The following is a 12,901-nucleotide window of genomic DNA, read 5'->3' as shown; positions in this document are numbered from 1 at the left end:
TCCCCCTCTACGCCTGACCTCCCACCGGCTTCCGCTGCCGTGAGACCGTCGTCGGCCACCCGCCGCCCGCGGTCTGGCGGTCGCGCGCTCGCGCTCCCCACCGACCGGCGGCGCTACGCTTGTCCCGTCGTGACCGAATCCCGTTCGGGAGTCGTCGAAGGGAAGGCCGCCCATGCCCCCCACGCACGAGGTGCTCAACCAGCCCGAGCCGCTGGAGGACTACGACGCCGGGGCCGATTCCGCGCTGCTGTCGGCGCTGGAACGCGAAGAGGCCGACTGGGCCGACGCGGAGGTGCGCGAGCTGGGCGTTCTGGCCGGCACCGCCCGTGCCCGGGCCTGGAGCGACCAGGCCAACGCCGCCGAGCCGGTACTGCGCACCCACGACCGCTACGGCCGCCGCGTGGACGAGGTCGACTTCCACCCCGCCTGGCACGTGCTGATGGACACCGCCGTCTCCCGCGGCCTGCACGCCGCACCGTGGGCCGACGACCGCGCCGGCGCCCACGTCGCGCGCGCCGCCAAGTTCTACGTCTGGTCGCAGGTCGAGAACGGGCACGGCTGCCCGGTCTCGATGACCTATGCGGCGGTGCCCGCGCTGCGCCACGCGCCCGAGCTGGCGGCGCGCCTGGAGCCGCTGCTGACCGCGCGCAGCTACGACTTCGGGCTGCGCCCCCCGGAGTCCAAGAGCGGCATCCTCGCCGGGATGTCGATGACCGAGAAGCAGGGCGGCTCGGACGTGCGGGCCAACACCACCCGCGCGGTTCCGGCCGACAGCGGCGGCTACCGCCTCACTGGGCACAAGTGGTTCACCTCGGCGCCGATGGGCGACGTCTTCCTCACCCTCGCCCAGGCGCCGGACGGGCTGACGTGCTTTCTGGTGCCGCGGGTGCTGGAGGACGGCACCCGCAACGCGCTGCTGATCCAGCGGCTCAAGGACAAGCTGGGCAACCGGTCCAACGCCTCGGCGGAGCTGGAGTACGACGGCGCCTTCGCGCAGCCGGTGGGCGAGCCGGGACGCGGCGTGCGGACCATCATCGAGATGGTCAACGGCACGCGGTTGGACTGCGTGATCGGCTCGGCCGCCGGGATGCGCGCCGGGCTGGTGCAGGCGGTGCACCACGCCTCCCAGCGCCGGGCGTTCGGCCGCGCGCTGATCGACCAGCCGCTGATGCGCAACGTGCTGGCCGACCTCGCGCTGGAGTCCGAGGCCGCGACGGCGCTGATGATGCGCCTGGCCGGGGCCGCCGACCGGGCGGTCCGCGGCGACGAGGCCGAGGCCGCGTTCCGCCGGATCGCGGTCGCGGTGGGCAAGTTCTGGGTGACCAAGCGGCTGGCCGCGCACTCCGCCGAGGCCCTGGAGTGCCTGGGCGGCAACGGCTACGTCGAGGAGTCGGGCATGCCGCGGCTGTTCCGGGAGTCCCCGCTGAACTCGATCTGGGAGGGTTCGGGCAACGTCGCGGCGCTGGACGTGCTGCGGGCGCTGGCGCGCCACCCGGAGGGAGCCGAGGCGTTCGTCGCGGAGCTGCGGCGGGCCGAGGGCGCCGACGCCGCCTACGACGGCGCGCTGAAGGATCTGCTGGCGCAGCTGCACGACACCGAGGACGCCGAGTTCCGGGCGCGCCGCCTGGTGGAGTCGATGGCCCTGCTGCTGCAGGCGTCGCTGCTGATCCGGCACGCCCCGGCGCCGGTCGCCGACGCGTTCACGGCCTCGCGCCTGGGCGGCGACTGGGGCCGCGTCTTCGGCGGCCTGCCGCGCGGGGCCGACACCGGCGCGATCATCGAGCGGGCCCGCCCGCGCCCCGCCTAGGCGCGGTCCGGGACGCCCTTCCGGCTTACGAGCACGGGGGAAGGGGACGGCAACGCGGTCACCCGCGCCGCGGCGCGGGTGACCGCAACCCGGATGGGGGCGGGGCGCCGCCGACCGAAACCGCAAGCACTAAGCCGCAATTGATCCGAAAAACAGACATTGCACCCGGGGTGACCTGCAAGATTCGGCAAGTCGAGGAATACTCGGGCGGCCAGGACGGAACAACCATCTCGTCAACGGACGAATGAGAAACGAGATTGCTTGCCATGGTGGAAGTCTGGCCTGGTTCCCCCTACCCCCTCGGTGCCACCTACGACGGGTCGGGAACGAACTTCTCGCTGTTCTCCGAGGTCGCGGAGGGGGTGGAACTGTGCCTCTTCGGCGAGCGGGGCGGCGAGACCCGGGTGGCGCTCACCGAGAACGACGGCTTCGTCTGGCACGGCTACCTGCCCGGTGTCGGCCCCGGGCAGCGCTACGGCTACCGCGTGCACGGCCCCTACGCGCCCGACCGGGGCCACCGCTGCAACCCGAACAAGCTGCTGGTCGACCCCTACACCAAGGCCATCGAAGGCGACGTGCACTGGCACGAGTCGCTCTTCGGCTACCACTTCAAGGACCCCAGCCGGCGCAACAACCGCGACAGCGCGCCGTATGTGCCCAAATGCGTGGTCGTCAGCCCCTACTTCGACTGGGGCAACTCCGCGCGGCCGCGCATCCCCTACCACCAGACGGTGATCTACGAGGCCCACGTGCGCGGCCTGACGATGCGCCACCCCGAGATACCCGAGCACCAGCGCGGCACCTACGCCGGCCTGGCCCACCCGGCGATGATCGACTACCTGTCCTCGCTGGGCGCCACGGCCGTGGAGCTGATGCCGGTGCACCACTTCGTGCCCGAGCACGCCCTGGTGGCGCGCGACCTCACCAACTACTGGGGCTACAACACCCTGGCCTACCTCGCGCCGCACAGCAGGTACTCGGCCAACGGCGCCCGCGGAGAGCAGGTGCAGGAGTTCAAGGCGATGGTCAAGTCGCTGCACGAGGCCGGGATCGAGGTGCTGCTCGACGTCGTCTACAACCACACCGTCGAGGGCGACCACATGGGCCCCACGCTGTCGCTGCGCGGCATCGACAACCTCAGCTACTACCGGGTGGCCGACGACGACCTGCGCTACTACCTCGACTACACCGGCTGCGGCAACAGCCTCAACGTGCGCCACCCCCACGCGCTGCAGCTGATCATGGACTCCCTGCGCTACTGGGTCACCGAGATGCACGTCGACGGGTTCCGCTTCGACCTCGCCTCGGCGCTGGCGCGGGAGTTCCACGACGTCGACCGGCTGAGCACGTTCTTCGACATCGTCCAGCAGGACCCGGTCATCTCGCAGGTCAAGCTGATCGCCGAGCCGTGGGACGTGGGGCCGGGCGGCTACCAGGTGGGCAACTTCCCGCCGCTGTGGACCGAGTGGAACGGCAAGTACCGCGACACCGTGCGCGACTTCTGGCGCGGCGAGCCGGTGGTGCCCGAGCTCGCCTCGCGGCTGTCGGGCTCCAGCGACCTCTACCAGGACGACGGCCGCCGCCCCGTCGCCTCCATCAACTTCGTGACCTGCCATGACGGCTTCACCATGGCCGACCTGGTCTCCTACGAGCACAAGCACAACGAGGCCAACGCCGAGGACAACCGCGACGGCACCGACGACAACCGCTCCAGCAACCACGGTGTCGAGGGGCCCAGCGAGCGCCCCGACGTGGTCACCCTGCGCCGCCGCCAGGTGCGCAACTTCCTGGCCACCCTGTTCTGCTCCCAGGGCGTGGCGATGCTCTCGCACGGCGACGAGATCGGCCGCACCCAGGGCGGCAACAACAACGCCTACTGCCAGGACAACGACATCTCCTGGGTCGACTGGAAGCACGCCGACGAGGAGTCCGACCTCCTGGAGTACGTGCGCGGGCTGGCGCGGCTGCGCCGCGAGCACCCGGTGTTCCGGCGGCGCCGCTTCTTCCAGGGCCGCGAAGCCGGCCAGGGCGGCCTGCCCGACATCGCCTGGCTGCGCACCGACGGCCGGCCGATGGCCGACGACGACTGGAACGCGGGCGGGCGCGAGCTGGGCGTGTTCCTCAACGGCGACGCCATCGGCGAGCCCGACCCGCGGGGCCGCCCGGTGCGCGACGACTCCTTCCTGCTGCTGCTCAACAGCGGCAGCGAGGCCGTCGACTTCACCCTGCCCGGCCAGGAGTACGGCATCGCCTGGGAGACCGCCCTGGACACGGCCGAGCCCGACACCGCCGACCGGCCGCTGGTGCCGGCGGCTGGCACGGTGCGGGTGATCGACCGGGCGCTGCTGCTGCTCAAGCGCGTCTCCCACCGGCAGTAGCGGCGCGGACCTCCGCGGCGGCCGCGGCGCACCCGGCGCGGCGCGCGGCCCCGGCGGTCCGCGGCCGCCTCCGTTGTCTAGTCTCGGGAGTCATGACTTCCGCTTCCACGGGCGCCGCAGGCCGGGTGCCCCGCTTCCGCGCGCTGCTGCCGTCGGCCCAAGACGACGCCGATCTCGCCGCCGTCTACGCCTACCCCGAAGGGCTGTCCCGGCCGTGGCTGCGCGCCAACATGGTCTCCAGCGCCGACGGCGGGGCCTGGGGGCCCTCGGGCCGCACCGCCGACCTGTCCTCTCCGCCCGACCGGGCCGTGATGGGGGTACTGCGCGCGCAGGCCGACGTGGTGCTGGCGGGCGCGGCGACCGCGCGCATCGAGGGCTACCGGCCGGTGCGGCCGCGCGAGGTGTGGGCCGGCCTGCGCGAAGGGCGCCCCTCCACCCCTCCCCTTGCGGTGGTCACGCGCACCCTGGACGTGCACCCCGACGTGCTCAAGGCCGCTCCGCCCCGGGCGCGCACCATCGTGATCACCACGGAGTCGGCGCCCGCCGAGCGGCGCCGCGAGGCGGAGGAGACCGCCGACGTGGTCGTGGCCGGAACCGGCTCGGTGCGGCCTGAGGCGGTGCTGGCGGCGCTGGCCGAACGCGGCCTGTACCGGGTGCTGACCGAAGGCGGACCGCACCTGCTGGCCGAGTTCACCGCGGCGGGGCTGCTCGACGAGCTGTGCCTGACGCTGAGCCCCCGCCTGCTGGGTCCCGAGGCCGCGCGCATCGTCGCCGGGGACGCCCCCTCCCACACCCAGGACCTGCGCCTGGCGGGCCTGCTGGAGTCGGAGGGCTCGCTGTTCGCCCGGTACCGGCGCCCCTGACGCGGAGGGTGCCCGCCGGGGCCCGCGGCGCGCAACGGCCGCGGCCGCGGGCCCGGAGGGAGCGCGCGGCCGGTTCCGGCCCGACCCCAATCACGCATAAACCAACCCTCAACCGGACATACCCGGAGTGTGGTCCGCAGTCACACTCGGCCGATCGCGGGTAAAAAGTGAGACAATCGAATATTTGCTCCGACCCGAGCCGGCTTTCCTAGCGAACACGGCGCGGCCCTCCGGTGGCGCCGCTGCCCCCGATCCGCCGTCCCAGTGCATTCCGGGCGAGAGGATGAACGCAGTGCCGACGTCCGAAAACGACTCACCGCCGGTCTACCGCGAGATCGCCGAGGATGTGCGAACCGCCATCGCCTCGGGTCGGCTCTCCGACGGCGACCGCGTTCCGGGCGAGAACGACCTGATGAAGCAGTACGGCGTCGCCCGGGCCACCGCCCGCCAGGCCCTGTCGGTGCTGATCAACGAGGGGATCGTGGTGGCGATCCGCGGATCGGGGGTCTACGTCCGCGCGTTCCGCCCGCTACGCAGGCACGGCCCGCGGCGCCTGTCACGCGAGCTGTGGGGAGCCGGGCGCGCGATCTGGCAGGCCGACTCCCCGGACGGCTCGTTCGAGACCGACAGCGTCGAGGTGGCCGAGGTCCCGGCGCCCGCCTACGTGGCCCGCGCCCTCGGGCTGGCCGACGAGGCCGCGGTGGTGCGGCGGCACCGGCGCTACCGGCTGGAGGACCGGCCGATGCAGCTGGCCACCTCCTACCTCCCCGCCGAGTTCGCGGCGGGCACCGCCATCGCCGAACCCGAGACCGGCCCCGGCGGCATCTACGCCCGCCTGGCCGAACAGGGGCGCGCTCCCGCGCACTTCACCGAGGAGATCCGGGTGCGCATGCCCACACCCGAGGAGGCCGCCGCGCTGCACCTGAACGCGGGAACCCCGGTGCTGGACGTGCTGCGCACCGCCCTGACCGAGGAGCACACGGCGGTGGAGTTCAACGAGATGACCCTGGACGGCTCGGCCTACGTCCTGCAGTACGACTTCGACGCCTGACCCGCCACAGCCCTCCCGGATCGCGGGAATCACCGCGCGGCCGGGCTTTCGGCTGTTGACGCGGCAGCGCTTTCGTGCGCGTATGGAGGCAACGGGTTCGCTAGAGAACCTGCGGCGCCCGCCGGCCGGCGCGGTGCCGTGCCGCTCGGCGGGCCGGGAGAGGACGGCCCCGGCCCGCTGGGCGAGCCGGGGCCTGAACCTACCGCCCGCCCTCTGTCGGGCCGGCCCTGGAGCGGTCTCCGTCGACCGACGCGAAGACCACGAAGACCAGGACCAAGAGGGCTCCTCCGACGGCGACCGCCCCGCCCGCGGCGGGGAAGACGTCGCCCGGACCGCTCGCCACCCACCGGCTGAGGGCATAGCCCAGCACGCCGGCGACGGCCAACGATCCCAATGCGACCACCGTGAGCAGCGCCAGCAGCTTCCCGTCGGTCCACGGGCCCGGACGCATCCGGGCCGCGCGCAGGGCCATCGCCCCGGCGGTGAGCCGGGTGGCCCAGACGACCTCGGAGGCGGCTGCGGCGAATGCCGTCCATCCCGGCCGGATTCCTCGGCGGACCCGGACGAGCTGGTGATCGATCCAGAGGCGGTAGTAGCGGGGCCACCCCACATGGAGCGGCTGTCGGTGGATCAATGGCTGTCGATACGAAACCAGCATTGTCACACTCCCGGCTGCCAGTAGCCTCACTACGTTCCGTACCCGGCGACCTTTCCGGCGAACTTCCCAGCGGTGAAGAAATGACCTTTCATCGGCCCATGGGGTGTTGGCCCGGGAGTGACCGGCCATAACCCCCTCAACCGGGCGAAGAAGTGGGAGGAGCGGTACCGTCACCGGTATGGATGAAAAGACCGGCTCCGTGCACAAGTCCGAGGAGGAGTGGCGGGCGGTCCTCGACCCGCAGGCCTTCGCCGTGCTGCGCCAGGGCGCCACCGAGCGCCCCTGGAGCGGGGAGTACGTCTCGACCTCGGCCACCGGCGTCTACCGCTGCCGCGCCTGCGGCGCCGAGCTGTTCCGCTCCGGCGAGAAGTTCGAGTCCCACTGCGGCTGGCCGAGCTTCTTCGACCCCGCCCAGAGCGAGGCCGTCACGCTGCACGAGGACCGCACCCTGGGCATGGTGCGCACCGAGGTGCGCTGCGCCGCCTGCGAGTCCCACCTCGGACACGTCTTCTACGGCGAGGGGTACGACACCCCCACCGACGCCAGATACTGCATCAACTCCGTGGCCCTCACGCTGGAGGCAGACGACTCAGTGCAATAACATCCTCCTTCATGGATTCACTCGGCTGGTGATCCCCGTTCCTCCAGCCGTTACGATCGCTGCGCCCGCACATGCGCGCGCGGCAGCGCACGGCGCGGGCCCGGCCCCCGCCCTCGATGGAAGTTGGCGATGACCGAACACGACCGGCAGACCCCGGCCCCCGTCCGCGCTCCGGGACTCCTGCGAGTCCGCATGGCCCGCGGCTCGGCGCCGTGGCTGCTGCCCGCGTTCGCCCTGGTCCTCATCCTGGCCGCCGCATCAGCGGCTGTCCCCGCGCTGCTGTTCGCGGCCGTTCCGGCGGGCGCACTGGCGCTGGCCATGGTGTGGTTCTTCCGCGACCCCGACCGCGTCGCCGCCGGCGCCGGGTTCGCATGCGCCGCCGACGGCGTCGTGCAGTTCATCGACACCCGAAGCGACGGCCGCACCCGCGTCGCCGTGTTCATGAACCCCTTGAACGTGCACGTGAACCGTGCTCCGTTGGAGGGGGCGGTCACCCGGATCGAGCACCGGCCCGGCGGCTTCCGACCCGCATTCGACAAGGACAGCGAGCGTAATGAGCGCGTCATCTGGACCTTCCAAACCGAGATCGGTGAGGTCACGGTCGTTCAAATCGCCGGCGCGATGGTCCGGCGTATCGTCCCGTATCTCACTGAAGGGAAGAAGGTGGAGAAGGGGCAGAGGATCGGCCTCATCCGCTTCGGCTCACGCGTCGACGTCTACCTTCCGGCCGGGGTCGCCCCGGCGGTGGAGGTCGGGCAGAAGGTCCGAGCCGGAGAAACCCGCCTCGACCGCGACTGATCCCGCCGCTGCAGGCCCGGACGGGCTCCATGCGGCGGCCGTCGCCGGCGCCGCCGCGGCCGGTGCGCCCGCGCCCCGGCTGCGCCTGGCCGTCGCCGACTACCTGACCCTGGGCAACGCCCTGTGCGGCTTCATGGCGGTCTGGCAGCTTGCGGCGGCCCAGTCCGCGCACCTGGCCGGCGGAGGCACCGGACCGCTGGACCGCGGCGCCGTCGCCGCGGCGGTGGTGCTGCTGCTGGTCGCCGCGGGCTTCGACCTGTTCGACGGGCGGGTGGCGCGCCGGCTCGGCGGCAGCGGTATGGGCGCCGAGCTGGACAACCTCGCCGACGTGATCAGCTTCGGGTTCGCGCCCGCGTTCTTCGTGGTGGCCTGGGGGACGCTCGGCGGCGGCGGAGGGGCGCTGCCCGTCGCGGCGGCCGCCGCGGTGCTGCTGGCGGTCGTGGTGCGCCTGGCGCGCTTCTCCTGCCAGAGCCCGGGCTGCGGCAACTTCACCGGGCTGCCCAGCCCCTTCGGCGCCATGGCCGTGATCACCGTCGTGCTGCTGGACCCGCCCGTGCTCCTGGGATCGGCGGCGGTCGTGGCGGTGGCCTGGCTGATGGTCAGCCGCATCGAGTACCCCAAGCCCCGCGGGCGGATGGCCTACGCGGTGCTGGTGTGGATCGCGGGCAGCGTCGCGTGCCTGACCGCCTGGGCGATGGACGCGCCCGCCGGCACGGCGCTGCTGTACTCCGGCTCCAGCCTCGTGCTGGTGCTCCTGGCGGCCGTACCGGTCTACCTGCTCACCACGCGCCGCCACGCGCGTCTGAGCGTGCCCCAGAGCCCTCTGCCGCCGCCGGGCGGCCCCGCGGACTGAGGGACGAAAGCCGCGGCGGGCGGCCGGGGCTCCCCGGCCGCCCGCCGCCCGGGCGGTGGCGCTCGGCACCGCCCGCCCGGGGCCGGTCTCAGGCCAGCGCCTCGACCAGCTCGGCCGGGCTCTTGCGGCGGCCGGTGTAGAACGGCACCTCCAGCCGCGTGTGGCGGCGCGCCTCGGCGCCGCGCAGGTGGCGCATCAGGTCGACGATGCGGTGCAGCTCGTCGGCCTCGAAGGCCAGCATCCACTCGTAGTCGCTCAGCGCGAAGGTCGAGACCGTGTTGGCCCGCACGTCGGGGTAGGGGCCGGCCATCCTGCCGTGCTCGGCCAGCATCGCGCGGCGCTCCTCGTCGGGCAGCAGGTACCACTCGTAGGAGCGCACGAACGGGTAGATGCACAGGTGCTCGCGGGGCTCCTCGCCGGCGAGGAAGGCCGGGACGTGGCTGCGGTTGAACTCGGCCGGGCGGTGCAGGCCCACCACCGACCACACCGGCGTGCTCCGCCGGCCCAGCCGGGTGCGGCGGAAGGACGCGTACATCTCCTGGACCGCTTCGCTGGTCTCGCCCACCCACCAGAACATCATGTCGGCGTCGGCGCGGAAGCCCTGCACGTCATAGCAGCCGCGCGTGGTCACCCCCTTCTGCTCCGCACCGTCGAACAGCGCGGCCAGCTCCTCCCCCGCGGCGCCGCGGTCCGCGCCGGAGAGGTCGCCGGCCTTGAACACCGACCACATGGTGTAGCGGATGAGCTGGTTGAGGTCCTGCGCGTCGTCCGCGCCTTGGCTGTGCTGCCCCGTGGTCACGGATGGCTCCTTGTCGGGTCGGTTCTCGTGGGCGCCTGCGCTCCTCCGCCGGCGGGGCCGGGCGCGGGCGCCAGGACGTCCTCGGCGGCGCGGGACGCGCCGGCGATGCAGGCGGGGATTCCCACCCCGTCGTAGGCGGCGCCGCATACGGCGACGCCGCCGAGGCCGGCCGCCCCGGCCCGGATGCGCTCTACCCGGGCCGCGTGGCCGGTGTCGTACTGGGGGATCCCGCCGCCCCAGCGGGTGACCCGCTGCTCAGCGGGGGCCCCGGTGATCCCGCAGACAGCGGCGAGGTCGGCGGCGGCCGCCGCGGCGAGCTCGTCGTCGCTGCGCTGCAACCGCGCCTCCTCCCCCGCGCGCCCGATCGAGCACCGCACGAGCACCGTGCGCGCGTCGCGGCCGGCCCCCTCCAGCTCCTCGGCCAGCCACGGCCACTTCAGGCTGCTGAAGGTGGCGGCCTTGATGCTCAGTCCTTCGCGGGCCGACACCAAAAAGCCGCTGCCGGAGGGCGGGCGGGAGAACGCTGCCCGGGGGTAGGCCAGGGTCACGACGGCCATGCTCGCGTACTCGATTCCCGCGAGCCCGTCCGCGGCGGCCGGGGCGAGGGGCCGCAGCAGCCTGGCGGCGGCCGGCGCGGGACACGCCAGCACGACGGCGTCGGCGGCGACCTCGCGGGGCGCCGAGGCGGGGGCGTCGGGCGCCGCGGCCCCGACGGTGAGCGTCCATCCGCCGGAGGGGGCGCGCTGCAGCTTGCGCACGGTCGCCGAGGTCTCGACGCGTGCTCCGCTTCCGGCGGCCAGGGCGTCGACCAGTGTCGCGATCCCGCCGCGCAGGGTGGCGAAGGCGGGGGCGCCGGGGCGGGCCTGCGCGCGCTGCTGCCGGGCCGCGCGGCGCACGGCGCGGGCCAGCGAGCGCTCCTCACGGGCCAGCGGGGCGAGCTGGGGCAGCGTGGAGTCCAGCGAGAGCCGCTCGGCGCGCCCGGCGTAGACGCCGCCCAGCATCGGCTCGACCAGGCGCTCGACGACCTCGCCGCCCATCCGGGCGCCGATGTAGCCGGCCACCGTGGGGTCGCCCTCCAATCGGGTTCGGGGCAGTACGCGGTCGAGGCCGGCGCGCAGCACGCCGGAAACGGACAGCACGCCGCTGCGGGCGAGCGCGGCCAAATCGCCGGGCACGCCCATCACCTGGCCCCGGGGAAAGGCGCGCAGGCGGCCGCGGCTGTAGATGGCGGCGGGCAGCGGCGCCGGGTGCTCGACGCGGTCGGCCAGCCCCAGTTCGTCGATCAGGTCCAGCGCTTCGGGGCGGCGCGCCAGCACCGACTCCGCGCCGGCGTCGACCGGGACGCCGGCCACCGGCGAGGCGTACAGCTTGCCGCCCGCGCGCGGCGCCGCCTCCAGCACGGTGACCTCGGCTCCTGCGCGCCCCAGCCGGTAGGCGGCGGTGAGCCCCGAGACCCCGGCACCCACGACGACGACGTGCTGTCTGCGCTGCATGCTCCCAGCTTTCCAGATACCCGGCGGCGGTGTGCGCGGGGTCGGTGTGTGGCTCCTGCGACCGCGGCGGCGCGCGGTGCGCCGGGGAGCGGACGTGACCAAGCCGCAACCCGGCTGCCGAAACGCGGCCTTCGGGGGCGGGCGTCCAACGGCCATGCTTCCCACACACGCACACGCACACGCTCCACCGCTTCATCGGAGCCGGACGGCGCGCGCCGCCGCCGCTGCTCTTCTGGCCGTAGTCGCTGCTTTGGCCGGCTGCACGACCTCGGGGGGATCCGCCGGCGACGCGTCGTCGGCCGGCTCCGCCGACGGCGGGAGCGGCGAAAGGGCCGCCCCCGCCGAGCCCGGCGCCCAGGCGCAGGGGGACGCGGCCGGGGACGGCTCCGGTTCGCAGCTCGCGGCGGACGTGCCCGTCGCCGAACGCGACCTGGTCCACACCGCCGACCTCTCGGTCGAGGTCGAGAACGTGCGCGGCGCGGCCGAGGAGGCCGTCGACTGGACGGAGTCGACCGGAGGCTACGTCGCCGCGGAGAACGTGCAGACCACCGAGGGCAGCCCTCCGCACGCCTCGCTGACGCTGCACGTGCCGCAGAAGCGCTACGAGGAGGCGCTGGAGGAGCTGGCCGGCCTGGGCACCCGGTCCAGCCTGGACCGCAGGGTCGAGGACGTCACCGAGCAGGTCGCCGACGTCGACAGCCGGGTGGAGTCGGCCGAGGCGTCCCTGGAGCGGCTGCGCGAACTGCTCGACGAGGCCGAGTCCGTGGAGGACGTACTGGCGGTCGAGGAGCAGATCAGCACGCGCCAGCAGGACCTGGAGGCGCTGCAGGCCCGCCAGGAGTCCCTCGCCCAGCAGACCTCCTACGGGACCGTGCGTCTGGATCTGGCGCCGCCGGAGACGTATGTGGAGGAGCCGGCGGACGACTCGATCGGATTCCTCGGCGGCCTGCTGCGCGGCTGGCGGGCACTGGTGGACGTCGCGCAGGCGGCCTCTGTCGCGGTCGGCTGGCTGCTGCCGTTCGTCGCGCTCGGCGCGGCGGTCGGCACGCCGGCGTGGCTGCTGTGGCGCCGCCGGCGCTCCGCCCGCGGAGCGGGCGCGGAGCCGGTGCCGACCGCGGTCGGCGCTGCGCACCGGTCGGGGCCGGACAGCGGAGAGGCCGAAGGCGCGGGACCTGCCGGCGGCCCGGACCCGGACGCGGGCGCCGGCTCCCGGGCGGACGACGCCGACAGCGGCGCGCGCGAGGACGGCGGCCGCGGCCGACCCGGCAGCGGGCCCCCGGCCGACGGCGGTCGTGGCACCGGCTCCGACTGAAGGCGCGTCCCCGACTCGGGGCCCCGGCCGCCCGGACGGCGCACCGGGGTCCCGCCGCTAGATCGTTGATGGGAGTTTCCCGAACCGGCTGCGGGCATGGCGAAGGGCGCCGAAGATCAGTGTGTGAAGACAAACCTCGACGCCCTTCTCACCGCACTCTATGTCCACCTGGACGACCACGTCCTGCCCTCGGGCAGGAAACCGGGAAAACGCGGCCCCGCCCGGCTGCTCACCGACGCCGAACTCGTCTGCGTCGCCATCGCCCAAGTCCTGCTGCGCTGCGACTCC

General features: G+C 73.8%; 11 protein-coding genes and 1 pseudogene. 9 read left to right on the top strand and 3 right to left on the bottom strand.

Going from position 1 to position 12,901, the window contains the following annotated elements; genetic code table 11:
* Positions 1-172: 172 nt before the first annotated feature.
* From ABD284_RS14800 to ABD284_RS14785, 4 genes are all read left to right on the top strand, one after another.
* Positions 173-1,807: an acyl-CoA dehydrogenase family protein gene (locus tag ABD284_RS14800; RefSeq protein WP_344143585.1), complete on the top strand. Its 1,635-nt coding sequence runs from the start codon at positions 173-175 to the stop codon at positions 1,805-1,807.
* A 266-nt stretch (positions 1,808-2,073) separates the two neighbouring features.
* A complete protein-coding gene (gene glgX / locus ABD284_RS14795; RefSeq protein WP_344143583.1) occupies positions 2,074-4,185 on the top strand; it encodes a glycogen debranching protein GlgX in 2,112 nt (703 codons plus the stop codon).
* A 92-nt stretch (positions 4,186-4,277) separates the two neighbouring features.
* Positions 4,278-5,048, top strand: coding sequence for a pyrimidine reductase family protein (locus ABD284_RS14790; RefSeq protein WP_344143582.1), 771 nt, complete (start codon positions 4,278-4,280; stop codon positions 5,046-5,048).
* Positions 5,049-5,340: 292 nt separating this feature from the next.
* The gene (locus ABD284_RS14785) at positions 5,341-6,099 is read left to right on the top strand and encodes a GntR family transcriptional regulator (protein ID WP_344143581.1); all 759 of its coding nucleotides are present in this window, start codon (positions 5,341-5,343) and stop codon (positions 6,097-6,099) included.
* Between the two features lie 199 nt (positions 6,100-6,298).
* Here the strand turns inward: ABD284_RS14785 and ABD284_RS14780 are convergent, their stop codons facing one another.
* Positions 6,299-6,733, bottom strand: a complete 435-nt coding sequence (locus tag ABD284_RS14780; RefSeq protein WP_344143580.1) for a hypothetical protein — start codon at positions 6,731-6,733, stop codon at positions 6,299-6,301.
* A 202-nt stretch (positions 6,734-6,935) separates the two neighbouring features.
* Between ABD284_RS14780 and msrB the strand changes: the two genes are divergently transcribed.
* From msrB to ABD284_RS14765, 3 genes are all read left to right on the top strand, one after another.
* Entirely contained in the window at positions 6,936-7,358 is a 423-nt protein-coding gene (gene msrB / locus ABD284_RS14775) for a peptide-methionine (R)-S-oxide reductase MsrB (RefSeq protein WP_344143578.1), read from the top strand.
* Positions 7,359-7,487: 129 nt separating this feature from the next.
* On the top strand, positions 7,488-8,156 hold the full coding sequence (locus ABD284_RS14770) for a phosphatidylserine decarboxylase (RefSeq protein WP_344143577.1): 669 nt from the start codon (positions 7,488-7,490) through the stop codon (positions 8,154-8,156).
* A 79-nt stretch (positions 8,157-8,235) separates the two neighbouring features.
* On the top strand, positions 8,236-9,009 hold the full coding sequence (locus ABD284_RS14765) for a CDP-alcohol phosphatidyltransferase family protein (RefSeq protein ID WP_344143953.1): 774 nt from the start codon (positions 8,236-8,238) through the stop codon (positions 9,007-9,009).
* Positions 9,010-9,097: 88 nt separating this feature from the next.
* On the opposite strand, the gene hemQ is transcribed toward ABD284_RS14765, so the two are convergent.
* Together hemQ and hemG are read right to left on the bottom strand one after the other, a co-directional pair.
* Positions 9,098-9,808, bottom strand: a complete 711-nt coding sequence (hemQ, locus tag ABD284_RS14760; protein ID WP_344143575.1) for a hydrogen peroxide-dependent heme synthase — start codon at positions 9,806-9,808, stop codon at positions 9,098-9,100.
* Positions 9,805-11,301, bottom strand: a complete 1,497-nt coding sequence (hemG, locus tag ABD284_RS14755) for a protoporphyrinogen oxidase (RefSeq protein WP_344143573.1) — start codon at positions 11,299-11,301, stop codon at positions 9,805-9,807. The genes hemQ and hemG overlap by 4 nt, the downstream gene beginning before the upstream one ends.
* Before the next feature lie 250 nt (positions 11,302-11,551).
* Between hemG and ABD284_RS14750 the strand changes: the two genes are divergently transcribed.
* Both ABD284_RS14750 and ABD284_RS25800 read left to right on the top strand, forming a co-directional pair.
* Complete coding sequence (locus tag ABD284_RS14750; protein WP_344143572.1) at positions 11,552-12,613, top strand: DUF4349 domain-containing protein; 1,062 nt, start codon at positions 11,552-11,554, stop codon at positions 12,611-12,613.
* Positions 12,614-12,736: 123 nt separating this feature from the next.
* Positions 12,737-12,901, top strand: a pseudogene (locus ABD284_RS25800) (IS982 family transposase); the annotation flags it as partial.

Source organism: Streptomonospora arabica, assembly GCF_039531585.1.
Classification (GTDB): Bacteria; Actinomycetota; Actinomycetes; order Streptosporangiales; family Streptosporangiaceae; genus Streptomonospora; species Streptomonospora halophila.
The sequence above is the reverse complement of the archived record's forward strand: the minus strand, read 5'-3'. Positions and strand labels throughout refer to the sequence as shown.

What these genes read in the sequence shown, in the direction of transcription:
- msrB (WP_344143578.1), top strand. Translation starts at nt 6,936, where the DNA reads ATGGATGAAAAGACCGGCTCCGTGCACAAGTCCGAGGAGGAGTGGCGG.
- glgX (WP_344143583.1), top strand. Translation starts at nt 2,074, where the DNA reads ATGGTGGAAGTCTGGCCTGGTTCCCCCTACCCCCTCGGTGCCACCTAC.
- hemG (WP_344143573.1), bottom strand. Translation starts at nt 11,301, where the DNA reads ATGCAGCGCAGACAGCACGTCGTCGTCGTGGGTGCCGGGGTCTCGGGG.
- ABD284_RS14770 (WP_344143577.1), top strand. Translation starts at nt 7,488, where the DNA reads ATGACCGAACACGACCGGCAGACCCCGGCCCCCGTCCGCGCTCCGGGA.
- ABD284_RS14800 (WP_344143585.1), top strand. Translation starts at nt 173, where the DNA reads ATGCCCCCCACGCACGAGGTGCTCAACCAGCCCGAGCCGCTGGAGGAC.
- ABD284_RS14790 (WP_344143582.1), top strand. Translation starts at nt 4,278, where the DNA reads ATGACTTCCGCTTCCACGGGCGCCGCAGGCCGGGTGCCCCGCTTCCGC.